This is a genomic window from Streptomyces sp. NPDC037054 (genome assembly GCF_055606745.1).
This window is the reverse complement of sequence record NZ_JBVJSJ010000014.1, coordinates 73,360-99,980: the sequence shown is the minus strand read 5'-3', so window position 1 is coordinate 99,980 and position 26,621 is coordinate 73,360. Positions and strand designations below refer to the sequence as shown.

General features: G+C 73.8%; 16 protein-coding genes. 6 read left to right on the top strand and 10 right to left on the bottom strand.

The window, feature by feature from the left end; translation table 11 throughout:
* Positions 1–138 precede the first annotated feature (138 nt).
* A complete protein-coding gene (locus tag ACZ7D7_RS28745) occupies positions 139–1,707 on the top strand; it encodes a phytoene desaturase family protein (RefSeq protein ID WP_470828028.1) in 1,569 nt (522 codons plus the stop codon).
* Positions 1,708–1,746: 39 nt separating this feature from the next.
* On the opposite strand, the gene ACZ7D7_RS28740 is transcribed toward ACZ7D7_RS28745, so the two are convergent.
* Positions 1,747–3,540, bottom strand: coding sequence for a serine hydrolase domain-containing protein (locus tag ACZ7D7_RS28740; protein ID WP_470828026.1), 1,794 nt, complete (start codon positions 3,538–3,540; stop codon positions 1,747–1,749).
* A gap of 138 nt (positions 3,541–3,678) precedes the next feature.
* Positions 3,679–6,108, bottom strand: coding sequence for a penicillin acylase family protein (locus tag ACZ7D7_RS28735; protein ID WP_470828024.1), 2,430 nt, complete (start codon positions 6,106–6,108; stop codon positions 3,679–3,681).
* 145 nt (positions 6,109–6,253) lie between these two features.
* Between ACZ7D7_RS28735 and ACZ7D7_RS28730 the strand changes: the two genes are divergently transcribed.
* The gene (locus ACZ7D7_RS28730) at positions 6,254–7,756 is read left to right on the top strand and encodes an acyl-CoA synthetase (RefSeq protein ID WP_470828022.1); all 1,503 of its coding nucleotides are present in this window, start codon (positions 6,254–6,256) and stop codon (positions 7,754–7,756) included.
* On the opposite strand, the gene ACZ7D7_RS28725 is transcribed toward ACZ7D7_RS28730, so the two are convergent.
* Positions 7,753–9,450: an alkaline phosphatase family protein gene (locus ACZ7D7_RS28725; protein WP_470828200.1), complete on the bottom strand. Its 1,698-nt coding sequence runs from the start codon at positions 9,448–9,450 to the stop codon at positions 7,753–7,755. The two genes, ACZ7D7_RS28730 and ACZ7D7_RS28725, sit on opposite strands and share 4 nt — an antisense overlap.
* Positions 9,451–9,771: 321 nt before the next feature.
* On the opposite strand from ACZ7D7_RS28725, the gene ACZ7D7_RS28720 reads away from it, so the two are divergent.
* From ACZ7D7_RS28720 to ACZ7D7_RS28710, 3 genes are all read left to right on the top strand, one after another.
* The gene (locus tag ACZ7D7_RS28720; RefSeq protein ID WP_279549971.1) at positions 9,772–10,014 is read left to right on the top strand and encodes a DUF397 domain-containing protein; all 243 of its coding nucleotides are present in this window, start codon (positions 9,772–9,774) and stop codon (positions 10,012–10,014) included.
* Between the two features lie 141 nt (positions 10,015–10,155).
* Complete coding sequence (locus ACZ7D7_RS28715; protein ID WP_470828021.1) at positions 10,156–11,058, top strand: universal stress protein; 903 nt, start codon at positions 10,156–10,158, stop codon at positions 11,056–11,058.
* A gap of 96 nt (positions 11,059–11,154) precedes the next feature.
* Entirely contained in the window at positions 11,155–11,652 is a 498-nt protein-coding gene (locus tag ACZ7D7_RS28710) for a hypothetical protein (RefSeq protein ID WP_470828020.1), read from the top strand.
* Between the two features lie 117 nt (positions 11,653–11,769).
* Here the strand turns inward: ACZ7D7_RS28710 and ACZ7D7_RS28705 are convergent, their stop codons facing one another.
* Positions 11,770–13,737 carry an N-acetylmuramoyl-L-alanine amidase gene (locus tag ACZ7D7_RS28705; RefSeq protein ID WP_470828019.1) on the bottom strand — a complete coding sequence of 656 codons (1,968 nt, stop codon included), beginning with the start codon at positions 13,735–13,737 and terminating at the stop codon, positions 11,770–11,772.
* Positions 13,738–14,022: 285 nt separating this feature from the next.
* Complete coding sequence (locus ACZ7D7_RS28700) at positions 14,023–15,162, bottom strand: aminoglycoside phosphotransferase family protein (RefSeq protein WP_470828018.1); 1,140 nt, start codon at positions 15,160–15,162, stop codon at positions 14,023–14,025.
* Between the two features lie 254 nt (positions 15,163–15,416).
* Here ACZ7D7_RS28700 and ACZ7D7_RS28695 point away from each other — a divergent pair, with 254 nt between their 5' ends.
* Positions 15,417–16,910 (top strand): DNA-binding protein NsdB, encoded by a 1,494-nt coding sequence (locus ACZ7D7_RS28695; RefSeq protein WP_470828017.1) that lies wholly within the window; start codon positions 15,417–15,419, stop codon positions 16,908–16,910.
* A gap of 59 nt (positions 16,911–16,969) precedes the next feature.
* Here the strand turns inward: ACZ7D7_RS28695 and ACZ7D7_RS28690 are convergent, their stop codons facing one another.
* From ACZ7D7_RS28690 to ACZ7D7_RS28670, 5 genes are all read right to left on the bottom strand, one after another.
* The gene (locus ACZ7D7_RS28690; protein WP_470828016.1) at positions 16,970–18,361 is read right to left on the bottom strand and encodes a PP2C family protein-serine/threonine phosphatase; all 1,392 of its coding nucleotides are present in this window, start codon (positions 18,359–18,361) and stop codon (positions 16,970–16,972) included.
* Between the two features lie 286 nt (positions 18,362–18,647).
* Positions 18,648–19,661, bottom strand: coding sequence for a Gfo/Idh/MocA family protein (locus ACZ7D7_RS28685; RefSeq protein ID WP_470828014.1), 1,014 nt, complete (start codon positions 19,659–19,661; stop codon positions 18,648–18,650).
* 156 nt (positions 19,662–19,817) lie between these two features.
* Positions 19,818–21,440 carry an alpha/beta hydrolase gene (locus tag ACZ7D7_RS28680; protein ID WP_470828013.1) on the bottom strand — a complete coding sequence of 541 codons (1,623 nt, stop codon included), beginning with the start codon at positions 21,438–21,440 and terminating at the stop codon, positions 19,818–19,820.
* Positions 21,441–21,487: 47 nt separating this feature from the next.
* Positions 21,488–22,264, bottom strand: a complete 777-nt coding sequence (locus tag ACZ7D7_RS28675; protein WP_470828011.1) for a class I SAM-dependent methyltransferase — start codon at positions 22,262–22,264, stop codon at positions 21,488–21,490.
* Between the two features lie 7 nt (positions 22,265–22,271).
* Entirely contained in the window at positions 22,272–26,618 is a 4,347-nt protein-coding gene (locus tag ACZ7D7_RS28670) for an aminotransferase class I/II-fold pyridoxal phosphate-dependent enzyme (RefSeq protein WP_470828010.1), read from the bottom strand.
* Positions 26,619–26,621: the final 3 nt, after the last annotated feature.

The following is a 26,621-nucleotide window of genomic DNA, read 5'->3' as shown; positions in this document are numbered from 1 at the left end:
GGAGCGGCGCGACACGAATGAACCTATCGGCGACCACTGACAACGCGACGATCACCGCGGACACCGGCACGAGCGACGAACTCCCCCCGGCGCGGCACACCCCTGGCAGACGTGGATCACCCCGTGTTAGCAAGAGCCATGACCGCACACGCAGCACATCGCACCTATGACGCCGTGATCGTCGGCGGCGGCCACAACGGCCTCGTCGCCGCCGCCTACCTGGCCCGCGCCGGACGGTCGGTGCTGGTGCTCGAGCGGCTGGACCGCACCGGCGGCGCCGCCGTCTCCACGAAGCCCTTCGCCGGCGTCGACGCCCGCCTGTCCCGCTACTCGTACCTGGTCAGCCTGCTGCCCGCCAAGATCGTGCGCGACCTGGACCTGGACGTCCGGCTGCTCACCCGCACGGTGTCCTCGTACACCCCCGCCGAACGCGACGGACGGGCGACCGGCCTCCTCGTCGGGGGCGGCGAGCAGCGCACCCGGGAGGCGTTCGCCCGGCTCACCGGCTCGGACCGCGAGTACGAGGCCTGGCAGCGCTTCTACGCCATGACCGGCCACGTCGCCCGGCGGGTCTTCCCGACCCTCACGGAGCCGCTGCCCACCCGCGACGAGCTGCGCCGCCGCGTCGACGACGCGGAGGCCTGGCGCGCGCTGTTCGAGGAGCCCATCGGCGCCGCCATCGAGGAGCACTTCGCCGACGACCTGGTCCGGGGCGTGGTCCTCACCGACGCCCTCATCGGCACGTTCGCCGACGCGCACGACCCGTCGCTCGCGCAGAACCGGTGCTTCCTCTACCACGTCATCGGCGGCGGAACCGGCGCCTGGGACGTGCCGGCCGGCGGCATGGGCGCCCTCACCGACGCGCTGGCCGCCGCGGCACGCGCCGCGGGCGCCGAGATCGCGACCGGTCACGAGGCGGTGCGGATCGACACGGACGGCCGCTCGGCCGAGGTCGCCTACCGCACCGCCGACTCGGAGGGCACCGTCACCGCCCGGCACGTCCTGGTGAACGCAGCGCCGCGCGAACTGGCCGCCCTGACCGGCGAGGCGCCCCCGCCGCCCGCCGAGGGCGCCCAGCTCAAGGTGAACATGCTGCTCAAGCGGTTGCCCCGGCTCCGCGACACGTCCGTCGACCCGCGCGAGGCGTTCGCCGGCACCTTCCACATCGCCGAGGGCTACGAGCAGCTCGCCGTCGCGCACGCCCAGGCCGCGGCCGGGCGGCTGCCCGACGCGCCGCCCTCCGAGATCTACTGCCACTCGCTCACGGACCCGACGATCCTCGGCCCGGACCTGGTCGAGCAGGGCTGCCACACCCTCACCCTGTTCGGGCTGCACACCCCGGCCCGGCTGTTCGACCACGACAACGACGCCGTGCGCGAGGAACTGCTGGCGTCGACGCTGGCCCAGCTCGACGCCCATCTGGCCGAACCCCTCGCCGACTGTCTGGCCACCGACGCGGACGGGCGGCCCTGCATCGAGGCGAAGACGCCGCTCGACCTGGAGCGCGACCTCGGACTGCCCGGCGGCAACATCTTCCACCGGGAGCTGTCCTGGCCGCACACCCAGGACGGCACCGGCCGCTGGGGCGTCGAGACCCGGCACCCGAACGTGCTGCTGTGCGGCGCGGGCGCGGTACGCGGCGGCGGCGTCAGCGGCGTCCCCGGGCACAACGCGGCCATGGCGGTGCTGCAGACGCCGGGCGGCTGAGGGGCGCCGCCGAGGACGGCGCCCCGAAAGACCGCCGACTCAGTCGGCCGACGCCGTCCAGCCGACCGTCTCGACGCGCGCCGCGTCCGCCGGGCGCGCGTCGGCGAACAGCACGTCGCCGCCCGCCTCCACGCGCACCCCGTCGACGTACACCCCGCGGCCCACGTACAGCCGGTCCGTCGCGTACCGCCAGCGCAGGGTGAGCCGGCGGGCGGCCGGCAGGTCGGCGGCGAGGCGGTGCCAGACGCGGCCCGACCAGCCGGTGACCGACCCCGTCGGCCGCTCCTGCGACTCCCCGCCGCGCGGCGTGGTCGTGAACGGCACCGGCTGCCAGGCCTCTTCGCCGTCCGCTGCGGCCTCCAGCACCAGCGTGTCCGCGCGCGGCTCGGTGTCCCACCACAGCGCGCACACCAGCCGCGCGCCGCCCGCCGAGGTGTCGAGCGCGGGCAGCGTGAGCGTCGCGGCCGTGGCGTTCGCCATGCCGGAGAACCACGCCGACCGTCCGTGCGCCGGACGCACCGGCACCGCCCGCGCCAGGTTGTTCGCCGCCGCCACCCGGGGCGCCGAGCCGGAACGCCAACTGCGCACCGGATGCACCGAGTTGCCGAGCACCACCAGGAACGAGTCGGTCGTCGGGTCGAGGACCAGGCAGGTGCCGGTGAAGCCGGTGTGCCCGGCGGTGCGCGGCGTGGCCATCGCGCCCATGTACCAGTGCTGGTAGAGCTCGAAGCCGAGGCCGTGCTCGTCGCCGGGGAAGGCGGTGTTGAAGTCGGTGAACATCAGCTCCACCGACTCCGGGCGCAGGATGCGCGCCCGGCCGTAGGAACCGCCGTTGAGCAGCGCCCGGCCCAGCACCGCGAGGTCCCACGCCGTGGAGAACACCCCGGCGTGGCCCGCGACGCCGCCCAGGCTGAAGGCGTTCTCGTCGTGCACCTCGCCCCACACCAGACCCCGGTTCAGACCCGACCACGGCTGGCGCGCGTCCTCGGTCGCGGCGACGCGCGGCTTCCAGGACGCGGGCGGGTTGAAGCGGGTGCCGCTCATGCCGAGCGGGCCGGTGATCTCGTCGTGCAGCAGCGTGTCCAGGGCGCGGCCCGTGACCCGCTCCAGGACCAGTTGCAGGGAGATCAGGTTCAGGTCCGAGTACAGGTACACGGTGCCCGGCGGGTTCAGCGGCGCCTCGTCGTACACGCGCTGGATCCTCGCCTCGTACGTGGGCGCGCTGTAGAGCGGGATCCAGGCGCGGAACCCCGAGGTGTGCGTGAGGAGCTGACGGATCGTGATGTCCTGCTTGCCGGCCTTCCCGAACTCCGGGACGTACGAGGCGACGGTCGCCTCCAGGGCCAGCGCGCCGCGCTCGATCTGCTGCACGGCGAGGATCGAGGTGAACAGCTTCGACACCGACGCCAGATCGAACACCGTGTCCTCGGCCATGGGGATCTGCTGGTCGGCCGGGAACTCGACGCCGGTGTCGGTCTTCTCGTCGTACGCCCGGTAGCGCACCGCCTTGCCGATCGGCTGGTGCAGCGCGACGGTGCCGCCCCGCCCGGCGAGCAGGACGGCGCCCGCGTACCAGGGGTGCCTGGGGGAGGGGCCGAGGAATGTCTCGGCGTCGGTGACCAGTTGGCGCAGGTGGTCCGGGAGCAGCCCGGCCTCCTCGGCGGTGCCGCGCCGCAGCACGGTGTCCCGGCCGCCCGTCTCCTCCGCCGCCGCGGCCGGTCCGGCCGGCAGCGCGGCGAAGGCCACGGCACCGCCCAGCGCCACGGCCGCGCCGCCCAGTTGACGGCGGGTCAGGCCCCCGCCCGCTCTGCCGCTCACCGCGTCCTCGGTCATCGAGAGCCTCCCGTCGCACCTGACTGAAAGTATCTTTCGGAACTGCGTCGCGCGATGAAACTTTCATGTCAGTGGTGGGCGGTGTCAATGGTGCGTACGCGTCCGGATGTTGACGCACCGATGTCCGCGGCCCGCTTCTCAGCGTTCGCGCACCCGCACCACCCTCAGCTCCGGCGAGGCCAGGACGTCCTTCTCGCAGAACCGGGACGTCACCCACCGCCCCTGCGAGTACAGCCGCGTCTGGTCGCCGAAGTGGGGCGACGCGGGGTTCGAGGACTGGGAGTACGTCAGCAGCGTCCGGGCGACCGGGCAGCGGCCGCCGTCCCAGCCCACGGCCTGGATGTAGCTGGAGCCCGTCGTCACCTCCGTGTAGCCGCGCTCCCTGTCCCACACCGGCTCGATCTTGTTCCACACGCCCAGTGACTCCGTGCCGCCGTGCACGGGGACACGCACGCCGTCGCGCACCACGAACTGGTGGTCCCCGAGCGGCGCGTCCAACGGCACGCCCGCCGCCCGCAGTTCGGCCACCGCGTCCGCGAGGGCCGTCGCGAAGCCCGGCGCTGTCGTGTCGAGCGTGTGCGGCGTGCCGACCGGGTCGTCCGCCGAGAACGGCACCTTCCACAGCCGCGCCGCCGGCACCGTCGCCGTCAGCTTGCGCCAGAACCGGTCGAACAGCAGCGCGCCCCGGCTGCCGGTGTTCGTCGTGCGGTCCCAGGCGCCGAACACGGCACACGCCTCGGACACGTCGACCGCCCGGCGGTCGCTGCCCGTCGCCGTCCCGCCCGGCAGCGCGGCACACGCCGTCGCCGCGTCGGCGGCGGCCAGGTCACCGGCGGGCGCCCGGTTGGCGAACTGCTGCCGCTGCAGGTCCCGTACGCTCAGACCGCCCCGCTCCGCCATCGCCGCGACGTCCTCCAGCGCGCCCCGCGTCCTCAGCGACCGGGCCGTGCCGACCGTGCCGAACACCCGCTCGTAGCCGGTGAGCCGGCGGTCCGCGTTGGCCAGCCACGCGCTGTCGTTGGAGTTCTCCGCGTACGGCGCGTCCGTCAGCGTCGGCATGCGGGACGGACCGAAGATGCCCGCCTGCACGGCGTCCGGGTCGCGGCCGAGCGCGCAGTCGCCGCGCGAGCCGTCCAGGACGGCCACGCCGGACGCCGGGTACGTGGCCCGGCCGAGCGGCGTGGAGCAGCGCTGCGCCAGGTCGTCGGTGATGCGGGGCAGCACCTGCGACTGCGTGAACAGCGTGCCGCCGCGCGAGTCCGCCGCGATCGTGTTCACCCACGGCAGGCCCTGCGTGCGCCGCAGCGCGTCCAGCACGTCCTTCGTGTCGCGTGCCGTGCCGAAGCCGAGCGCGGTGTCGGAGGCGCGCAGGTTGGCGGCGTTGGGGTCGCCGAGCGCGTACGCCGTCGTGCCGGTCCAGGGCAGCGGCAGCGAGGCGCCGAGCGAGGTGACGACCGGGCCGTACCGGGTCCACCACTGGGTACGGGTCACCGGCGAGCCGTTGTTCACGGCGACGGTCACGGTCCGCTTCGTCATGCGCTCCGGCTCGCCGTCCACCAGGTAGGTCGTCGGGTCGGCCGGATCGAGCGTCAGCTGATGGAGGTTGAGCGTCACACCGGTGGCCACGGTGTGGCTCCACGCGACGTGCGCGTTGTGGCCGATGGACACCGTCGCCGAGCCGAGCAGCGAACCGCCCGCGACGTTCAGCCGGCCCGGGACCGTCTGCTGCGACTGCCAGAAGCGGCGCCCGCCCTGCCACGGGTAGTGCGGATTGCCGAGCAGCAGACCCCGGCCGTTCGCCGTGGTCCCGCCGCCGAACGCGACCGCGTTGGAGCCCATGCCGGACCGGTCGCCCGCGAACAGCTCACGCGCCGCGCGGGCCACCGACGCGGCGTCGGCCGCCTCGTCCCCGGTCCTGGCGTCACCGCGCGCGGCATCCCTCGTGGACGGCGGCTGCGCGGACGTGATGCCGTCGACCGCCCGGCCCTGACCGCCGAGCACGGCGAGCGCGTACCCGCGCGCCGCCACGTCCAGCGTCGTCACCGGCCGCACCCACGCCGCGCCCCGGCACGCAGGGTCGCTGACGCGGTTCTGCGCGAGCCAGGCGTTGTAGCCCGCCGCGAACCCCCGCATCAGGTCCTTCGCCGCACGGCTCGGGCCGCGCGGAGCCGGCTCGGCGAGCAGCTTCTCCACGGTGCCGGACTGCCGTACGCCCCGGAAGTACAGGTCGCTCGCGAGGTTCGTGCCGGCCGAGGAGAGCGCCGAGTCCGCGGGGGCGTCGTGCCCGAAGTACCGTGACCGTTCCCCGCGTACGGTCACGAAGCCGTCGGCGAGCGTGCACACCTGGTCGGCGGCCTGCGCCCAGCCCGTGCCGAAACCGAGGTTCGCGAAGTCCCTGGCGACGATGTGCGGGATGCCGAACTCGGTGTAGCGGACGACGGCCGACAGACCGCCGCGCGCCGGACGCTCCTGCCGGTCCTGCCCGTCGGCGGCCGCCGCCGGCAGCGTGGACAGGGCGGTGACCAGAGCCGCGGCCATGACACCGGCTCGTCTCAGACGGGTGCGCATCGTGCCTCCCAACATCATCGGGGGAAGGAGCGGTTGAGCGTAACAGCGCGTATCCGGCACGTCAGCGCTCCGGAGCGACTGTGGCAGCCTCCGGCCACGCGCGGTGTCTTGACCTGACCGGACGGCCCGCGCAGGATCGGCTGACATGACGTCCGGACACGGCAGCACGGTCGACGGGGTGCTGCGCCGCAGCGCCCGGCGCACTCCGGCCCGCACGGCGCTGGAATACGGCAAACGCACCTGGACCTACGACGCACTCGACACCGCCGTCTCCCGCGCGGCCGGCCTGCTCCGCGCGCGGGGCCTGTCCCCGGGCGACCGGGTCGGCGCCTACGGCCACAACTCCGACGCCTACCTCATCGCGTTCCTCGCCTGCGCCCGCGCGGGCCTCGTGCACGTGCCGGTCAACCAGAACCTCACCGGCGACGACCTCGCCTACATCGTGCGGCAGTCCGGCAGTTCGCTGGTGCTCGCCGACCCGGACCTCGCCGGCCGGCTCCCCGACGGCGTACCGGTGATGCCGCTGCGCGACACCGACGACGCGCTCCTGAACCGCCTCGCCACGGCGGCGCCGTACGACGGACCCGAGCCGTCCGCCGAGGACCTGGTGCAACTGCTCTACACCTCGGGCACCACCGCCCTGCCCAAGGGCGCGACGATGACGCACCGCGCGCTGGTCCACGAGTACGTGAGCGCCGTCACCGCCCTCGACCTGCGCGCCGGAGACCGGCCCGTGCACGCGCTGCCGCTGTACCACTCCGCGCAGATGCACGTGTTCCTCCTGCCGTACCTCGCGGTCGGCGCGACCAACGTCGTCCTCGACGCGCCCGACGGCGACCGCGTCCTCGACCTCGTCGAACAGGGCCGCGTGGACAGCCTGTTCGCGCCGCCCACGGTGTGGGTCGCCCTCGCCAACCGGCCCGACTTCGCCACCCGCGACCTGGACGGGCTGCGCAAGGCGTACTACGGCGCGTCGATCATGCCGGTGCCGGTCCTGGAGCGGCTGCGCGAGAGGCTCCCGCGCCTGGCCTTCTACAACTGCTTCGGCCAGAGCGAGATCGGCCCCCTCGCCACCGTCCTCGGCCCCGACGAGCACGAGGGCCGCATGGCCTCCTGCGGACGCCCCGTCCTCTTCGTCGAGGCGCGCGTGGTCGACGAGGACGGCAAGGACGTCCCCGACGGCACACCGGGCGAAGTCGTCTACCGCTCACCGCAGTTGTGCGAGGGCTACTGGGACAAGCCCGAGGAGACCGCCGAGGCCTTCCGGGACGGCTGGTTCCACTCCGGCGACCTCGCGGTGCGCGACGCCGACGGCTACTTCACGATCGTGGACCGCGTGAAGGACGTCATCAACTCCGGCGGCGTGCTGGTCGCCTCACGACAGGTCGAGGACGTCCTGTACACCCACGAGGCCGTTGCCGAGGTCGCCGTCGTCGGCCTCCCCGACGAGCGCTGGATCGAGGCGGTCACCGCCGTCGTCGTCGCCCGCGGCGAGATCACGGAGCCGGACCTGATCGCCCACGCCCGCGAGAGGCTCCCCGCGTTCAAGGCCCCGAAACGCGTCCTGTTCGTCCCCGAACTCCCCCGCAACGCGAGCGGCAAGATCCTCAAACGAGAACTGCGGGACCGCTTCGCGGACACGGCCTAAGGGGCTTCGGGCGCTTCGGGGCCGTACGCCCTCATGAAGCGGTCGCGGAAGTGGTGCATGCCCCAACGCGGCGCGTCCGGCGCCGGTTTGAGGCCCTCGGCCCAGCCCCAGTCCGCGACGCGGTCCAGCACCTCGGGGTCCTTGGCGACGATCGTGACCGGCACGTCCCGGCTGGTGCTGCCCGCCGTGACCGTCGGCACGGGCTGGTGGTCGCCGAGGAACACCATCACCGTGTCCTCGTCGCCGTAGCGCTCCAGCCACTCGGTGATGCTGCGCAGCGAGTACTCGATCGCCTTGCGGTACTCCGTCCGCACGCTCTCGGGGTCCTTCCAGACCTCCTTGGGGTCCTTGCCCTGCTTCTTGATCCCGTGGAACACCGAACCGTCGCCCAGCTCCTCCCAGTCGATCATCCGCGCCATCGGCGCCCACGGGTTGTGGCTGGACGCCAGGATGATCTCCGCCATGATCGGGTCGCGGTCCTTCCTGCCGTGCTCCAGGCGCTCGAAGGCCTCCATGCTGAACTGGTCGGGCACCGGCGTCCAGCTGAAGTACGGCCCCCGGTAGCCGAGTCGCTCCGAGTCGTAGACGTGGTCCAGGCCGAAGTACTCGCCCTCCGGCCAGGCCCGCCGCACCCCCGGCACGATGCCGACCGTGCGCCACGCCCCGGCCTTGCGGAAGTAGTTCGTGAGGGTCATGCGGTCACTGGTGGTCAGGGTGCGGTACCGCTGCTGGTTCTTGATCCACAGGCCGGACAGGAACGTCGAGTGTGCGAGCCAGCTCCCCGCGCCCGTCACCGGCGAGGTGAGCCAGCCGCTGCGCGCCGCGAACCCGGCCGCCTCCAGCGACGCGGTGCCCTCCCGCAGCACCGCGTCGGTGCGCTCCGCCATCGCCGGGTCGTCGATCGCCGTACGGCCGTAGGACTCGATGAACGTGAACAGCACGTCCTTGCCGCGCAGCCCCGTCAGCAGCCGGTCCGGCGGCGTCCCGGCGAACGCGTCGACGGCCGCCTGCCGTTCGAAGACCCGCGCGTCCCGCAGCCCCGCCCGCACCTGCCTCACGCGGTTCTCGAGGAACTCGGCGTTGCCCTTGGTCGCCACCTGCACGCCCCCGACCTGCACGCCCAGCGTCACGCAGGTGATCCACGCCGTGCCGAGCACCACCGTGGTGCGTCCCGCGACGGCGCGGTGGCGGACCATCAGGTTCGTCAGCCGCACCACGGCCAGCGTCGTGAGCACGAGCAGCGCCACGAACAGCAGCAGCACCCCGGTCACCGCCAGCACCTGCCCGGTGCGCCCGAACGACTCCCGCAGGAAGTCCGTCGCGTGGCCGAGCAGGATCCAGTCCAGCACCAGGTCGAAGGGGCGCGCCAGCACCTGGTGGAAGCCCATGTCGACGAGCTTCAGCACGGTGAGCAGACCGAGGAACACCCCCGCGAGCACGGCCGCGATCCGCCGGGGCCTCGGCGGCAGCACCAGCAGCAGCCCGGCGAGCAGGACGCCCTCGGCGGGGAGGCGCAGGAAGGTGCCGGCCCCGAGCCGCTCCAGACGGTTGGGCAGCAGCAGCGCGAAGAGGACCAGCGCGCCGGCCAGGACCGTGGTCGCCACCCCCGCGCCCCGCGCGAGCCCCGGCCACCTGCGGCGCGGGTCGAACCGGCCGAGAAGCCCCCCGCCCACCGCGCCCTTCGCGCCGTCCACGTCCTCCCCGGGGGAGGCCGGGGAATCGTCCGACGTCTCCGCGAGACCGGTCTCCACACGCGACACCCGAAGTCCTTCCCTGCCCGGCGACGGCACGACGAGCGGGCCCGTCCGGTCGGGCCCGCCACCTCCAGTACGTCGGCGCCCGCCCCGTCGTTCAACCACCCCACGAGCCGATTCACCCGCTCGCCGCGCCCAGCCGGACACCTCGGCGACCACACGACCCGAAGGGTTCGCGAAGGAGCCCTTCACACGGCCTGTCCGCGTCACGAACCGATCGCTAGGCTGACCGCGGACGACGCAATCGGGAGGAGCACGGACGTGGCCGAGAGCATCACTCAGCAGCGCCCGCTCACGGGCTGGGACAAGCCGGAGCTGGACCTCAGCAACGCGCAGTGGCAGTCGAGCAGCCGGGGCCTGGGGGACGTCCAGATAGCCTTCGTCGAGGGCTTCATCGCCATGCGCAACAGCGCCCGGCCGGAGAGCCCCTCCCTGATCTTCACCCCGGCCGAGTGGGGCGCCTTCGTGTCCGGCGCGCGAGAAGGCGAGTTCGACCTCACCTGACCCGCCCGAACCGGGTGTGTCACGGCCGAATTTCCGGAACACGCGACCTCGAGCGCCGCCCCGGGGCCACGCCTTTGCGAGGCTGGCCCCAGGCCGCGTCCTCGACGGGCGCGGAACAGCGTGATCCGGAGGTGAGGGACCATGAGCACTCTGCCGGTCGTCGCGGCGGTCGACGGTTCGGACGACAGCCTGCGTGCCCTGGACTGGGCCGTCGACGCCGCCCGACGGCGCGGCGCCCCGCTCCGGGTGGTCCACGTACGGCAGTACGCCGCGTGGTCCCAGCTCGACACCCTGTCCACCGCGCCGCCCGCCGCCGACGACGACCCGGTCCTCGACCGGGCCCGCGACCGGCTCGCGGAGCACGCGGACGCCCCGGCCGCCGAGTACGTGCTGCTGGACGGCGCCCCGAGCGCCGTCCTGCCCGAACTGGGCGCCACGGCCCAGCTGTTGGTGCTCGGCTCCCGGGGCCGGGGCGGCTTCGCCAGTCTGCTGCTCGGCTCCAACGGCATGGCCGCCGCCCGCGACGCCGAATGCCCCGTCGTCGTGGTGCCCCGCCCCGGCCGCGAGGTGCACGGCACGCGGCCCGCCGGACCCGGCCCCCTCGTGGTGGCGGGCCTGAACGTGGACAGCCCCGACGAGGCCACGCTCGCCTTCGCCTTCGCCGAGGCCGCCCTGCGCGGCGCCCGCCTGCTGGCCGCCGTCGCCTACGCCTGGCCCCCGCCGGCCTGGCTCGTCCCGGGCGAACTCGCGCCCCCGCTGATCGACCAGGCGGCCATCGAGAGCGAGACCCGCTCCCTCGCCGAGGGCTTCCTCGCCCCGCACCGCGCCCGCCACCCCGACGTGCGGGCCGAGGCCCACGTCGTGCCGGGCGACGCGGCCGGCGCGCTCGTCGCCGCCTCCCCGGGCGCCGACCTGGTCGTCGTCGGCCGCCACCGGCGCCGGCTGCTCGCCCCGGCCCGTCTGATGGGCTCGGTCACGCACGCCGTCCTGCTGCACGCGGCGAGCCCTGTCGCCGTCGTACCGCCCACGCCGCCGGAGGAGTGAGGCACCCCGGCCGCGCCCCCCGCGGACCGCGCCGGACCTGCCGTTCGCCGTCCGCCCGGACGACACCGAGCGGCCTCCTGCACGTACCATGTCGGCATGTCGTTCCTCCGCCGCCGCAGCGCAACGCCCGCCGGGCCCGACTTCGACGTACTGGCCATGGACCCCGGCGACTGGCCCGGGAACCTGGGCGCCGGCCTGCTGCCCGCCCCCGACGGCACCTGCCAGGGCGTCTTCCTGCGCTACGACCTGTTCGGCGGCCGCGGCCCCGCGATGATCATCGGCAATCTGCCGGAGGGCTCCCCGGCCCGCGAGGTCCCGGAGGGCCAGGTCCCCTTCGAGGTGGCCCAGCTGCTGCTGGCCCTGGAGAACGACGAGGAGATCACCGTCGTCGGCACCGAGGACGTGCCGGTGATGCAGGGCGACAACCTCCTGATCGTGCGGCGCGTCAAGCTCTCCGAGAGCCGGATCTCCTGCGTCCAGTTCGACCGCAGCGACAACGTCCTCGTGACCATCGCCGCCTGGGACCGCCCCATCACCGACGACCTGTACGCGCTGCTCAAGCCGCTGCCCGCGGAACTCTTCCAGCAGGGCTGACCCCCGGGACCGCACCCACCCGACCGCGCCCACCGGACGGCACACCACGGGCCGGGACCCCCGCGAGGGTCCCGGCCCGGGTACGTGCGCGTGTCCGCGTGCGTGTCCCGACGGGGCCTAGCCCGCCGACGGCATCAGCCGCACGTCCGCCGCCCGGACGAAGCCCACCCGGTGACCGAACTGGATCTCGTAGTACATGTCCTTGCCGGTGACGACCTTGTGGGACGCCTCGTCGAAGGTGACCGCGTAGTAGTACTGGCCGGGCACCTTGTCGCCCACGACGTACTTCTGCCCCGCCGGCAGCTTGTACTGCAGTGGCGACACCGACTGCGCGGGCACCCCCTCCGGATAGGCCTCCGCCTCCGGGTAGGCACGCCCGTACACCGGCACGCTCTCCCGGCCCTCCTTCGGCGTCACGACCAGGCCCTTCGCGGGCACCGCCGTGGGCTGCTTCGGCGGGTTGCGGAACCAGGCCTTCTGGCCCAGGTACCAGATCGCCGTCCAGTCGCCCCAGCGGTCGGCGACCGCGTACTGCTGGCCCGTGGACACCCGCGAGGAGATGTCGTTCACGCCCTTGGTCGGAGCCGTGCCCCGGCCGATGTCCGTGATCAGCGGGGAGTTCTCGTCGTGGTCCGAGTACAGCCGCACCGCGCTCGACCCGTGCGTCGCGCACGGTTCACCGGCGGTGGCGCAGCCCGTGAACACGGGCCGGTTCGCCGCGTAGTCCGGGCGGATCGTCACCATGCCGCCGCCCGGGCCCGCCGTCGGCTCGAACGGGCGGCCGAGCAGCTGGAAGTAGTGGTCCCAGTCCCAGTACGGGCCGGGGTCGGTGTGCATGCCCCGCACCGTCGAGGCGGTCGGGCCCGGCACGTTGTCGTGGCCGAGGATGTGCTGCCGGTCCAGCGGCACGTCGTACTTGGCCGCGAGGTACCTCACCAGGCGGGCCGACGAGCGGTACATCGCCTCCGTGTACCAGGAGTCCGGGTTCGCCAGGAAGCCCTCGTGCTCCAGGCCGACCGACTTGGCGTTGACGAACCAGTTGCCCGCGTGCCAGGCCACGTCCTTCGCCTTCACGTGCTGGGCGATGTGGCCGTCCGTGGAGCGCAGCGAGTAGTGCCAGGACACGTAGGTCGGGTCCTGCACCATCTTGAGGACGCCCTCCCAGGCCCCCTCCGTGTCGTGCACGATGATGTAGTCGATCGACTGGGACTCCGGCCGGTTCGCCCGGTCGTGGTTGCCGTAGTCGCCGTCGCCGAGCTGCTGGTAGGGCGCCGGGATCCACTCGCAGGACACCGTCGTCGGGCACTCCGTCCCGGCGGCGGAGGCCCGGCGCAGGCCCGTCCGCGCGAGCTGACCGGTGTCGGGCGCCAGGTCCGGGCGGGCCGCGAGGGCGATCCGCTGGCCGGCGTCCGTGGTGCGTTCCCCGCCCGACCGGATCAGCTCGAACACGTCGTTCGCGTACGCCGACGCCGTCGAGGTGTCGTCGGCGCCCGAGAAGCGGGCCACCGCCCCGTACCAGTCGGCCGGGTCGTCGCTCAGCGGCTCGCCCAGCTCCTTCTGCGCGGCGGCCAGCAGCGCGGCACCGCCCGCCACGTTGGCCGCCGGGTCGGTGCGCAGCCGCTCGGGGCTCAGCCCCGTCAGCTCGGCCGCCTTCGGCAGGGTCCGCAGCCGCGCCGGGAGTTCCGAGGTGTCCGGAAGATCGGCCTCCGGGTACAGCGGCGGGCGGGCGCTGTCGCCGCGCGGGTCCTCGGTGCCCTCGCTGTGGTGCGGGGCGGCGGAGGCGAGCGCGGTCCGGGCGTCGGTGAGGTGCATCGGGCCGTAGCCGCCGGTCACGCTCGGGGCGCCGGCGTGCGCGTCCCAGCGGGACTGGAGGTAGGAGACGCCGAGCAGCACGCTCTGCGGCACCCGGTACTCGGCGGCGGCGGACGCGAACGCCCGCTGGAGGCCCTCGCCAGCCGGCGCCGCGCCGGACGGGGCGGCGCCGATCAGCGGCAGCAGCAGCGCGGCCGCCGCGACGGCGCTCGCGGCGCCACGGGCGCGTCTGCTCCCGGCTGCTCGGACGGGGTCGGTGGTGGTTCCTCGCAATGCAGCCTCCTGGGACGGACGGGCGCGATGAGCCGTACGGGGCCGGGTGTGCGTCAGTGGTACCGGCTGGCCGACGATCCGTCAATCATGCCCAGAGGCAGGCGTTTTCCCACGTCAATCGCTACGCCCGGGAGTTTCGCTCCGACCCGTCCCGGGCCTGCGGGGCGTCAGTGGAGTACACCAGTGGCTGCGGCGGCGCGGCCCGTGAAACCCGTGGCGGCGACCGCACGGCGAAGGCCCGCGCCGCGTCCCTGTTCCGGACGTGCCGCGGGCCTGCGCGCTCCGTCAGCGAGTACCGACCGCCGCCCGTACGGCCCGCCGGGCCATCTGGACGTCGTCGTGCAGCCGCCGCAGCAGCAGCCGCTGCTCCTCACCGGACGGCACGGCACCCGGGTGAGCCGTCCCCGGGGCCGCCGGAGCCGGGTCGTGCATCGAACGCTGCACCGCCGTCTCGTACGTACGGATCTCGCGGGTCAGCACCAGCATCAGGTTCACCAGGAACGCGTCGCGCGACGCCGGTCCCGCCGACTGCGCGATCTGGCTGATCTGACGCCGTGCCACGGGCGCGTCCCCGAGGACCGACCACAGCGTCGCCAGGTCGTAGCCCGGCAGGTACCAGCCCGCGTGCTCCCAGTCGACCAGCACCGGACCGGCGGGCGACAGCAGGACGTTGGAGAGGAGGGCGTCGCCGTGACAGAACTGCCCCATGCCGTGCCGGCCCGCGGAGTGCGCGATGCCGTGCAGCAGCTTCTGCAGGTCACCGAGGTCCCGGTCGGTCAGCAGGCCCAGTTCGTGGTAGCGGGAGATGCGGGCCGCGTAGTCCAGCGGCGCGTCGAACATGCCCGCCGGGGGCCGCCAGGCGTTGAGCCGGCAGATCGCGCCGAGCGCCGCCCTGATGTCCGCCCGCGGCGGCGCCTCCACCGGGTGGCGCTGCAGGGCCGCCGTCCGTCCCGGCATCCGCTCGATGACGAGGGTGCAGTTGTCCGGGTCCGCCGCGATCAGCCGGGGCGCACGCACGGGCGGGCGGTGCCGGACGAACGAGCGGTATGCCGCTATTTCGTGCCGGATGCGCTCGGCCCACGCGGGGGAGTGGTCCAGTAAACACTTGGCGACCGCCGTGCTGCGCCCGGTCGTTCCGACCAGGAGCACGGACCGGCCGGTGCGGCGGAGCACCTGCACCGGGGCGAACTCCGGGCAGATCCGGTGCACCGACGCGATCGCCGTGCGCAGCTGCGCGCCTTGCGGGCCGGACAGGTCGAGTCGGCCGCTGAGCGGCTGCGTGCCGGGCCCCGAGGGGCGTCGCGTCCTGCCCGTCCCGAGGCCGGGGGCCGCCGTTCGCGCGGGGGCCAGGTAGGGGCCGCTCCCCGCCGGACGGGCGTGCAGCGACCGGGGCGGGGCGGACACGGAGGACGATGCTGCGTACATGGGCGATACAGATCCCTTCGTGTGCCTGCTGTGCCTGCCTTGCGTGCACGCCGTCCCGGCCCGGCCCCGCGGGGTGCACCCTGGGGAATGCCCGGCGGAGACCGGGTCGGGGTGGCGCATTCCTACCTGACACCCGGGGGCCACTGGCACACCATCTGGCGCACCCTGGCGAACCGTGGCGAACCGTGGCGAATAGTCGCCCGGCATGTCTGCCGGGGCTACTGTCAACTCAGCCGAGAACCTGGGGGCTTGACGTGAGCGGACAACCCAACACCCGGCTCGCGGACCTGTTCGGCCTGGCCGGCTGGTCCAAGGGCGAACTCGCGAGGCTGGTCAACCGGCAGGCGGCGGCCATGGGCCATCCCCAGCTGGCGACCGACACCTCACGGGTCCGGCGGTGGATCGACATGGGAGAGATCCCGCGCGATCCGGTGCCCCGGGTGCTGGCGGCCCTGTTCACCGAGCGTCTCGGCCGTGTCGTGACCATTGAGGACCTCGGTCTGGTCCGGCACCGGCGTGCGGGGAAACGGCAGGGCGCCGGGAGCGAGGAACATCCCGACGGTGTGCCGTGGGCGCCCGAACGGACTGCCGCGGTCCTCACCGAATTCACGGGAATGGACCTCATGCTCAACCGACGCGGTTTGGTGGGCGCGGGTGCCGCGCTCGCCGCGGGATCCGCACTCAGCAGCGCCATGCACGACTGGCTGCGCACCGACCCGGCGCTGGCCGCCGACGCTCCCCGACTCGATCCGTCCCTGCACGCCGACCCCGCTGGGTACGACCGTTACGAGGCCGCCCCCATCGGGTCGCAGGAGATCGAGGAACTGGAGCGCTCGGTCGAGGTGTTCCGGGCCTGGGACGCCGCCCGCGGCGGCGGGCTCCAGCGCAAGGCCGTCGTGGGCCAGCTCAACGAGGTGGGCGGCATGCTCGCCTACCGTCACCCACCCCATCTCCAGCGCCGCCTGTGGGGCGTCGCCGCCAACCTCGCGGTCCTCGCGGGCTGGATGTCGCACGACGTCGGCCTGGAGCCCACGGCGCAGAAGTACTTCGTGATCGCCGCCCACGCGGCCCGGGAGGGCGGCGACCGGCCGCGCGCCGGGGAGGCGCTGTCCCGGGCGGCCCGGCAGATGGTGCACCTGGGCCGGCCCGACGACGCGCTGGACCTGATGAAGCTCGCCCAGTCCGGTTCCGGGGAGCGCGTGATGCCCCGGACCCGGGCGATGTTCCACACCATCGAGGCCTGGGCGCAGGCGTCGATGGGCAAGGGCCAGGCGATGCGCCGCACCCTCGGGCGGGCGGAGGACCTCTTCGTCTCCGAGCAGACCGACATCGAGACGCCGGACTGGATGCAGACCTTCAAGGACGAGGACCTGTACGGCATGCAGGCCCTGGCCTACCGCACGCTGGCGGAGTTCGAGCCGGGCGCGGCGGCGCACGCGCAGTACTACGCGGAGAAGGCCCTGTCGCTGCGCAACGACGGGCGCGAGCGGTCGAAGATCTTCGACCATCTGTCGATGGCGTCGGCCTGCTTCATCGCGGACGACCCCGAACAGGCCGACCGCTACGCGCGGCTGGCGCTGATGTCGATGGGCTCCAACTCGTCGCGCCGCACCTGGGACCGGCTGCGCGAGATGTACCGGCTCACCGCCCAGTACTCCGGCTACCCGAAGATCCAGGAACTGCGGGAGGAGATCCAGTTGGCGCTGCCCAAGCAGAAGGGCAGGCCCGGCGGCGACGCGAAGGCGTAGGCGGGTGGTGTGGTCACCCGTCCCGTCCCGTCCGGACGCCGGTCACCGCGGTGACGGTGTCACGCCGTCACCCTGGCGACGAGCACGCAGGCACTGGTGTCGCGTTCGGTGCCGCCGAACTCCTCCGCGACGACACGTACGCAGTCCTGGGCCTCTTCGGCCCGGGCCAGTCGTGGGGCGAGGCCGAGGAGGCGGTCCGCGGCCGTCGCGCCGCCCGCCGGCGGCAGTCCGTCGGTGTGCAGGAGCAGCAGGTCGCCCGTGCGGAGAGTCTCCTTCGCCTCCGCGTGGGCGGAGGCCGGGTCGTCGCCGGGGACGGTCAGCGCGCGTCCGGTTCCGGCGCGGAACAGCAGGGGGGCGGGGCGCCCGGAGCGCGCCCAGGTCAGGGTGCGGGTGCGGGGCCGGTAGCGGCAGCACACGGCGCCCGCCGGGTCCGGCTGCGCGGACGCCCGCAGTAACTGCTCGGCCAGCTCCAGCAGTCGGCCGGGCGAGGTGCCCGCCAGGGCCATGCCGCGCACGGCGCCGAGCAGCATCGTCACGCCCGACGTGACGGCGACGCCGTGCCCGGTCAGGTCGCCGACGCCGAGCAGGGTCTCGCCGTCGGGCAGGCCGAGCGTGTCGTACCAGTCGCCGCCGGCGAGTCCGCTCGTGGTCGCCGGCAGCCGTCGGGCCGCCACGTCCAGCCCTCGCGTGTCCTGATGCGGGAGCCGCGGGGAGCCGTGCCGCACGGGCACCGCTCCCCGCGGCTCGACCGCGAGCCCGTGCGCGGAGTCTGCGCGCTCCAGCCGGGGCGGGAGCGAGTCACGGGTCTCGCTCACCGCCCGCCGGCGGCGGCGCAGTTCGCTGACGTCGCGCAGCACGGCCCACATGGAGACGGTGCTGCCGTCGGCGGCGAGCACGGGCTCGCCCATCATGTGCACGGTCCGTACGTCGCCGTCCGGGCGCACCACGCGGAACTCCCCGTCGATGGGCCGGGCGTCGACCAGGCAGCCGGTGACCATCGTCGTCAGCTTCGGCCGGTCCGCCGCGGGCACCACGGAGGGCAGTTCGTCCAGGGTGAGCGGGGGAGCGGCGGGATCCCGGCCCAGGATGTCGTACAGTTCGGCGGACCAACGGGCCTCGTCGGTGCGCAGGTTCCACTCGGCGCTGCCGACGCGACTGAGCAGCGAGCCCGGCGACGGAGTGTCGGCTCCGGCTCCGGGGTCGGCCGGCGCGGGCAGCGGCCCGTCCCGCAGCTGCCCCAAGTGCTCGTCCAGATCGTCGAGTTGGTACAGCGCCAGTTCGCACAGGGCACGCTGCCAGCGGCCCCGCGGGTCCGAACCGTCGGCGGGCGTGTCGCGCCGTACGGCGTCCACGTCACCCTTGAGCCGCCGCGTCTGCGATATCAGCGCGTCCACGGGGCCGCGCCCCGGAGGCTGGGCGGCCGGGCGGCCCGCAGACTGAGGGGACGGCATGACGCACTCCGATGAGGGACGGTGGGGCCGGGGTTGACGGGGGTGTTACGACTGTCGCACAGCCCGCGACGCCCTGTAAGGGATTTGGCAAGACACGATACGGCGGTGCATCCGGCATATGCCACAGTCTTCGCGGAGCGCTGTCCGGACGCCCATCGCCGTAGTCCGGCCCGGCCTCAAGTCGTAGGAAATGTACGGCACTTGGCGGGTGACCTCGAAGGAACACCCGGCGCTGCCGCAGGTGTTCGGGGGTCAGGTGTTCCCCTCGGGGTGTTGTCACGCAGCGTCACGCGTACAGGTCCGGTCGCGGGGCCAGGTCGACGGGGGTGCGGAGCCCGGACTCCAGGGACGCGATCCCCGCCTCGGCGACCGCGGCCGCCGCGTAGCCGTCCCAGGCGCTCGGACCCGTGACCGCGCCCCGCCGCACGGAGTCCACCCAGGACTGCACCTCGCGGTCGTAGGCGTCCGCGAACCGGACGAGATAGTCCTGCGGCACCTCCGCGCGGGCGCCCGAACCGGCGGTCACCGTCATCGCCCGCTCCTCGCCGATCCGCGCGGCGCCCCGCTCGCAGACCGCCTCGCAGCGCACCTGGTAGCCGAAGCCGCAGTTGACGAACACCTCGACGTCGACCAGGGCGCCGCCCGCGGTCTCGAACAGCACGAACTGCGGGTCCAGCAGCCCCGAGGGCGCGCCCGAGGAGGAGGCGGGGCGCAGCACCGTCACCGCCGTGACCTCCTGGCCGAGCAGCCAGCGGGCCGCGTCGATCTCGTGCGAGACGGAGCTGTTGATCAGCATGTCGCTGGTGAAGCCGGGCGGCGACGACACGTTGCGGTGCGTGCAGTGCAGCATCAGCGGCCGGCCCAGCCGCCCGCTGTCCAGCAGCGCCTTGAGATCCCGGTACTCGGCGTCGTAGCGCCGCATGAAACCGATCTGCGCCAGCCGCCTGCCCAGTCGCGCCTCCGCCTCCATCACGCGCAGCGCACCCGCCGAGTCGGACGTCATCGGCTTCTCGCACAGCACGGGCAGGCCCCGGGCGAACGCGGCGAGCAGCGCCTCCTCGTGCGCCGGCCCGGGCGAGGCGATCAGTACGGCGTCCACGCCGGGCGCGTCGAGCGCGGCCCCGGTGTCCGCGTGCACCGGGACGCCGTCGATGCCGGTCACGGCGTCGCGGGCCCGCTCGGCGTCGGGGTCGGACACGGCGGCGACCCTGGCTCCGCTCACCACTCTGTCGAGGCGGCGAATGTGATCGGCGCCCATGTGTCCCGCGCCCAGGACCGCCACACCCAGCAGTTCGGCCATGTTCCGTCGACTCCTCTCCCGGCCCGCCCCGCAGACCGGGCCGCGGCCTGCGTGACGATCAGGTTTTCACGGCCGTCAAGTCCCGGTCGGTGGCCGTGGCCGGGGCTGTCGCCGACGCAGTGGCCGTGGCGGCGGTCGTGCCGCCGCCGGCGCCCCTCAGTCGTCGTCCTCGTCCGGGCCGCAGGAGCTGCCGTGCGGCGGCAGCGTGCCGTACAGCAGGAACGCGTCGATCTTGCCGTGCACGCACTTGGAGGACGCGTAACCGGTGTGGCCCTCGCCCTTGTTGTCGAGCACCACGGCCGACGGACCGAGCCGGCGCGCCGTCTGCTCCGTCCAGCGGTACGGCGTGGCCGGGTCGCCGCGCGTGCCGACCAGCAGCATCTTCGGGGTGTCGACGTCCTTGACCCGCTCGCGGATGAAGTCGGTGCCCTTCGGCCGGCCGTGGCACATCAGTACCTGCGTGAGCCGGTAGCGGCCGAACACGGGCGAGGCCTGCTCGTACTGGCCGCGCAGCCGCCGCAGGTTCTCCGCGACCTTGCCGGGGGCGGGGCGGTCGGGGTCGTCCGCGCAGTTGATCGCCATCAGCGCGGCCGGCAGGTTGTCGACCGGGACGTCCTCCTCGTCCACGAGCCCGCGGTGCTTGCGCCCGTCACGGTCCCGCTCGTCGCCGTGCTGGCGGCCGGCCGCCCCGGTCCGCATCGGGATGGCGAAGCCGCCCGACGTGAAGGCCTCCACGCCGCGGGTGTCGCCGTCCTCGACCAGTTGCGCGAGGGCCCGCTCCAGCAGCGGCCACATCTCCTTGCTGTAGAGCCCCTGCCCGATGGCGCCCACCAGGTCCTGGCCGGAGAACGGGGCGCCGAAGCCGGTCGGCACCGGATCCTGGTCGAGCGACTCGACGAGCTGCACGATCTGCACGCGGGCGTCGCGCGCGTCCTGGCCGAACGGGCAGGCGATGTCCTCCACGCACCAGTCGAGGAAGTTCTCCAGCGCGGTCTGCTGCCCCAGCGCGCCCACCCGGCCCTGCTCGGTCAGCGGTTCCGTCAGCGTGTCCACGCCGTCGAACGCCAGCCGGCCCACCTTGTCCGGGAACCGGGCCGCGTACACCGCGCCGAGCCGTGTCCCGTACGAGAAGCCCAGGTAGTTGAGCTCGTCGTCGCCGAGTGCCGCGCGGATCACGTCCAGGTCGCGGGCGCTGTTCACGGTGCCGATGTGCCGCAGGACCGGGCCCGAGTTCTTCTCGCACTCCGCGGCAGCCTTGCGCAGCTGGGCCAGTTCGGGGTGCGGGTCGTTGACGTCGCCGTCCCCGTCGGTCGCCTCCGCGAGGTCTTCGAAACCCTCGCCGCAGCTGACGGGCGAGGACCGGCCGACGCCGCGCGGGTCGAAGGACACCACGTCGTAGCCGTCCGTGAGCTCCATGAAGTCCTTGCCGCCGGCCGCGAGTTCGCTGACGCCGGAACCGCCGGGGCCGCCGAAGTTCAGCACGACCGAGCCGCGCGGCTCGCCGGTCGCCCGGTAGCGGGCCACCGCCAGGTCGAGTGTGCCGCCCTTCGGCCTGGCGTAGTCCAGCGGGACCGTGACCTTCCCGCACTGGAGGTCCTTCGGCGCGTCCTGGCCCTCGCACGCCGTCCACTTCACCTTCTGGCCGTAGAACCGCGACAGGTCGGGCCCGTCGCCCTCCGCCACCGCGGCCGGCAGCCCCGCGCCGAGCAGGGCCAGGCCGACCGCCCCGGTGACCGCGCAGCGCCGGACCGAGGGCCGCGTTGACAGCTTTGCGGGCATGGATGCCTCCAGGGGCGCCCCGGGGGCCGGGTGTGCGGCGCCCTCGATCACCATAAGCGGCCCCCGAAAGCCTCGCCTCCGGACGGGCCCCCGGCCCTCCGTGCCCGCACCCCCGTGAGCAGCACCATCCCGGAATCGCCGTAGTCCGGCAGCGTCGGGTCGGTGTCGATGCGGGTGACGGAGAGCTCGCTCGTCAGGGGGCCGAACACCTCCCTGACGATCTCCGGGCCCACCGGACAGCCCGGCCAGCGGGACGCGGGCCCGATCCGGTACGTCGGCATGTTCTCCATGAACGCGGCCACCAGATGCCCGCCCGGCCGGACGCACCGCGCGAACGCCCGGCAGAACCCGGTGAACTCCGCGACGTCCTCGGTGGCGCCCTCGGCGACGAAGTGCATCGACGCCAGCCCGTACCCGCCGGCCGGCAGCGCCCGCACGTCGCCGTGCAGGACCCGCACGCGCGCCAGCGCCGCGCCCGGCGTTCCGGGGACCGCGGGGTTGAGCCGCCGGCACAGCGCGTGGAACGGCAGCCAGCTCGCGTCCGGCGCGGCGAGCTGCCCGCGCAGATACGCGACGTTCCCGGCCCCGGCCTCCACGGCGTCGATGCGGCGGCAGGTGCCGGACGCCAGGAGCAGCGGATACAGGTTCGGCCCCGCCCCGAACTCCACACCGCGGTCGACGCCGCCGGGCGGCAGCTTGCGGTAGAACGCCGAGTGATGGGCGATGACGGCGGCGTCCGAGGGGTGCAGTTCCCGGTAGTTCTCCGCGAGGTAGTCGGCGACCGGCCAGCCGTCCCAGTCCACATCGTCGTTGTGCGTCGTCATGACCGGCTCAGCCCGTGGACCGCAGCGGGAACCGCGCCGACAGCCGGCTCAGCGTGCCGTTCAGCCGGTCGATGTCGTCGTCCGAGTTCAGCGCCGTGATCTGCACGCGGAAACCGACCCGGTCGCGCGGTACGAGCGGATAGGCGGCCAGCGTCACATAGATGCCCTCCCGCCACAGGAACTCCGCGACCGCGTCGAAGTCGGCCGGGTCGGCCAGCGGCACCTCCACGATCGGCAGCCGGTCCCGGTTGAGCGTCGCCACCCCCAGGTCGGCGAGGTGGTCCAGCACCCGCGCCGTCCTGCGGTACAGATCGGCCCGCAGGGCGTCGCCGCGGCGGTCGTTGGCGTCCAGCCCGGCCAGCGCGGTGGCCAGCGACGCCGTCGGCGAGGGCCCCGAGTACAGGTAGGGGGCCGCGAGCGTCTTCAGCCGGTTCTTCAGCTCCGAGGGCAGCGCGACGAACGCGAGCAGCGAGGAGTACGCCTTGGAGAAGCCGCCGACGAGGACGATCCCCTCGTACGACTCGCCGGTGTGCCGCACCACGCCGTTGCCGCGCAGGCCGTACGGGCAGGGCTCGTCCGGGCCGCGTTCGCCGATCACGCCGAAGCCGTGCGCGTCGTCGACGTACAGCGTCGCCTCCCGCGCCCGGCACACGGCGGCGAGCGCCGGCAGGTCGGGGACGTTGCCGGACATGCTGTCGACCCCGTCCAGGCAGACCAGCCGGGGTGCGCCCGGGGGCGTCGCCGCGAGCAGGGCGTCGAGCTCGGCGGGACGCTCGGCGTGGAAGCGGTGCAGGGTGGCGCCCTGGCCGCGGGCGGTGAGGCACCCGTCGTACACGGTGCGGTGCGCGGTCGCCTCCACGAAGACGTGTCCGCCGTCGGCCAGCGCCGGGATCACCGAGTTGTGCACCAGGGTGATGGTCGGCAGCAGCAGGGTGTCCGGCGCGCCCAGCAGGGCGGCGAGCCGCTCCTCGATCTCCGGGTAGAGGCGCGGACTGCCCAGCAGCCGCGACCAGCTCGGATGCGTGCCCCAGCGCCGTACGGCGGGCTCCACGGCCGCGATGATCTCCGGGTCCCAGTCGAAGCCCAGGTAGTTGCAGGAGGCGAAGTCGACGAGCCAGTGGTCGCCGCTGCGGATGTGCCGGCCGCGCACCTCGTCGAGGACCGCGTCGCTCATGGGACTGGTCCGCCGCAGCCGCTCCAGGTCCGCCAGCCGGGCCTCGCGGCGGGCACGCGCCGCGGCGGCCCTGCGCGGAGGTCCGCCGTCCGGCGGGGCGGTGGACCGGAGGACCGCGTCGCGGTGCCGGAGCGGTGGTGCGGAACGGCCGCTGCCGCGTACGGTCGGAGGCACGCCGTTCCGCCGGTGCAGCACTTCGGCGCTCTGCTCGATGGTCATGGGCCGGGCGAAGAGATATCCCTGGCCGAAACGGCACCCCATGCTCGCCAGCAGGTCCCGCTGGCCCGCCTGCTCGATCCCCTCGGCGATCACCTGGAGCCCCATCGTGTCCGCGATACGCACGATGCCCTCGACGAGCGCCACCTGCTGGGTGTTGCGGGTGATGTCCTCGATGAACGACTTGTCGATCTTCAGGGTGTCGATGGGGAAGTCCCGCAGATACCGGAGCGAGGAGAAGCCGGTGCCGAAGTCGTCGACGGCGATGCGCACCCCGAGGTCCTTCAGGGAGTGCAGCACCGTCTGGATCCGGTCGTCGTGCCGCAGCAGCACCGTCTCCGTGAGCTCCAGCTGGAGCGAGCCCGGCGCCAGCCCCGGCGTGCGCAGCGCCTGCCCGACCTGGTCGACGAACCCGGCCTCGCGGAACTGCCGCGCGGAGACGTTGACACTGATGTACGGCGGCCTGCGCGGCCCCGGCAGCGTCTGGAGGCCCACGATGTCGGTGACCGCGTTGCGCAGCACCCAGGAACCCAGCGGCGCGATGTGCCCGGTCTCCTCGGCCAGCCCGATGAACTGCTCCGGCGTGATCGGCCGCTGCCCGGAGTGCGGCCAGCGCACCAGCGCCTCGAAGCCGACGATCTCTCCCGCCGTGATGTCCACGACCGGCTGGTAACGCAGCGTGAACTCCTTGCGGGCGATGGCGCGGGCGAGCCGGGACTGCATCTCGTGCCGCTCCAGCATGCGGGTGCGCAGCCGCGGCTGGAAGCGCCGCCACTGCCCCTTGCCCGCCTCCTTCGCCGCGTACAGCGCGAGGTCGGCGTGGCTGAGGAGCTCCTCGGCGCTGCCGCTGTCCTGAGCGGTGGCCAGGCCCACACTGGCGGAGACGGTCACCGACTCGTCGCCCAGGCCGAAGGGGCGGCTGAGGGTCTGGAGCACCTGGGCGGCGAGCAGTTCGGCGTCGACCGGGTCGCGCGAGTCCTCCATCAGCACGGCGAACTCGTCGCCGCCGAGCCGGGCCGCGGTGTCGGTGCGGCGCAGCGACCGGGACAGCCGGTCCCCGACGGCGACGAGCAGGTGGTCGCCCGCCGCGTGCCCGAGGGTGTCGTTGACGAGCTTGAAGTCGTCGAGGTCGATGAAGAGCAGGCAGGTCAGCGACGACTCGCGGCGCCCGCGCAGGATCGCGCGCTCGACCCGCTCCATCAGCAGCGTCCGGTTGGGCAGCCCGGTCAGCGAGTCGTGGAAGGCCCGCTGGGTCAGCTCGTGCTCCAGCCGGCGCTGCTCCGTCACGTCCCGCAGGGTCACCACCAGCCCGGCGACGGTGCGTTCCCGCCGGAAGTCGCTGCACCGCACCTCCACCTCGGCCTGGTCGCCGTGCCGCCGCACCCACCAGTGGTCGTGGGCTGCGCGCGGCTGCCCGGCCCGCACGGCGGCCAGTTCCCGTACGGCCCGCTGCCGGTCGCGCGGGTCGAGCAGGTCCGGCAGGGACGTGCCCGCCAGCTCGGCGGTGCCGAACACGGAGCGCGCGGACGGACTGGCGTACCGGATCGTGTCGTCGTCCTCGAGGATCAGGATGACGTCGGAGGCGTTGCGGACGAGGGTGCGGAAGTGCGCCTCGCTCTCCCGGCGGATGATCTCCTGGCGCAGCAGGACGCGTTCCATGGCGAGGCCCGCGTGCGAGGCGAGCAGTTCCAGGGAGCCCCAGGTCTCGAGGAGCGCCTGCTCGGGTCCGGCGACCAGCAGCAGGCCGGGCAGCTCGGCGGTCGGCCGGTCGGGCCGGGTCATCGGGCAGACCAGGACGGACGGCAGCCCGTCGACCTCGGCGGCGACGGCGGGGGCGAGGCGGTCGGGCGTGGTCAGCAGGGTGTGGGGCGGCCGGGCGTCCACCGCGCGCTCGGCGGACAGCAGCACCGTGTGGTGGGGGTCGGCCGGGCCGAGCAGCCGGTCGACGGCCGCCCCGCACGCGTCGGAGACGTCCTCCGGGCGGGTCGCCGCCAGCAGGGACGCCGCCGCGCGGCGCAGCGACAGCTCCCGCGCCACGGCTCTGCGGTGGGCCACGATCATGCCGCCGAGCCGCAGGATGACCAGCACGAAGAGCACGGCCGAGAACACGGCGACGGCGGCGGTGCCGTGCGCCTGCCGGGTCAGGCCCTCGTACAGCATGATCGCCGGGGCGATCAGGGTCGCGAGGGCCAGCATCACCAGCCGGTGCCGCGGCGGCACCAGAGGCTCGCGCTGCCGCGCGGACGCGGTCAGTTCCACCATCGACGGGTGCAGCGCGGCCAGCCCCCAGGCCGTGTAGAAGACGATCCAGCCGGCGTCCAGCAGGGTGCCCGCCTGCCACATGAAGTTCAGCTGGAGCAGGCCGTACGCGATGTCGAAGACGAGCAGCGTCATGGTGCCGACGACCAGCAGCCGCACCGACCGGTGCGAGCCGCTGGGCGGCACGGGCGTCAGCAGCCGGGTCAGCAGCGCCAGCACCAGGATGTCGCCGAGCGGGTAGGCGATGCTGATGGCCCGCTGCTGCCAGGTCAGTCCGTCCGTCGTGGCGAGGGGCTGCACCAGGAACACCCACACCGGCAGCGCGAGAGCCGCGGTGAAGATCAGCGAGTCGAGGAGGCTGGGCAGGTCCCGCCCCGCCCACCGGTACCGCACCAGCCCCGAGAGCCCCACCGCGAACAGGGGATAGGTCAGCAGGTAGCAGGCGTCGGCGGGCGACGGGAACGGGTTGGCGGCGTCGAAGTACTGCTCCAGGACGTTGTAGTACGTGTCGCCCGTGACGAAGGCCAGCAGCCCGGCGGCGAGGAACCACCAGGGCCACCGACGCGCCGGCCGGTGCAGCACGGTCCCGGCGACCACCGCGCCCGCACCGGTGACTCCGATGACGGCCCACAGGGGGGCACGCGCCGCGGGAACGGTCATGTACAGAGCCGTGGCGACGGCGACCAGCGTGAGATGTGCGGCCATGAG

Excerpts from the sequence above, each read along its gene's own strand:
- ACZ7D7_RS28745 (WP_470828028.1), top strand. The coding sequence starts at position 139 with ATGACCGCACACGCAGCACATCGCACCTATGACGCCGTGATCGTCGGC.
- ACZ7D7_RS28740 (WP_470828026.1), bottom strand. The coding sequence starts at position 3,540 with ATGACCGAGGACGCGGTGAGCGGCAGAGCGGGCGGGGGCCTGACCCGC.
- ACZ7D7_RS28735 (WP_470828024.1), bottom strand. The coding sequence starts at position 6,108 with ATGCGCACCCGTCTGAGACGAGCCGGTGTCATGGCCGCGGCTCTGGTC.
- ACZ7D7_RS28730 (WP_470828022.1), top strand. The coding sequence starts at position 6,254 with ATGACGTCCGGACACGGCAGCACGGTCGACGGGGTGCTGCGCCGCAGC.
- ACZ7D7_RS28715 (WP_470828021.1), top strand. The coding sequence starts at position 10,156 with ATGAGCACTCTGCCGGTCGTCGCGGCGGTCGACGGTTCGGACGACAGC.
- ACZ7D7_RS28710 (WP_470828020.1), top strand. The coding sequence starts at position 11,155 with ATGTCGTTCCTCCGCCGCCGCAGCGCAACGCCCGCCGGGCCCGACTTC.
- ACZ7D7_RS28700 (WP_470828018.1), bottom strand. The coding sequence starts at position 15,162 with ATGTACGCAGCATCGTCCTCCGTGTCCGCCCCGCCCCGGTCGCTGCAC.
- ACZ7D7_RS28690 (WP_470828016.1), bottom strand. The coding sequence starts at position 18,361 with ATGCCGTCCCCTCAGTCTGCGGGCCGCCCGGCCGCCCAGCCTCCGGGG.
- ACZ7D7_RS28685 (WP_470828014.1), bottom strand. The coding sequence starts at position 19,661 with ATGGCCGAACTGCTGGGTGTGGCGGTCCTGGGCGCGGGACACATGGGC.
- ACZ7D7_RS28680 (WP_470828013.1), bottom strand. The coding sequence starts at position 21,440 with ATGCCCGCAAAGCTGTCAACGCGGCCCTCGGTCCGGCGCTGCGCGGTC.
- ACZ7D7_RS28675 (WP_470828011.1), bottom strand. The coding sequence starts at position 22,264 with ATGACGACGCACAACGACGATGTGGACTGGGACGGCTGGCCGGTCGCC.
- ACZ7D7_RS28670 (WP_470828010.1), bottom strand. The coding sequence starts at position 26,618 with ATGGCCGCACATCTCACGCTGGTCGCCGTCGCCACGGCTCTGTACATG.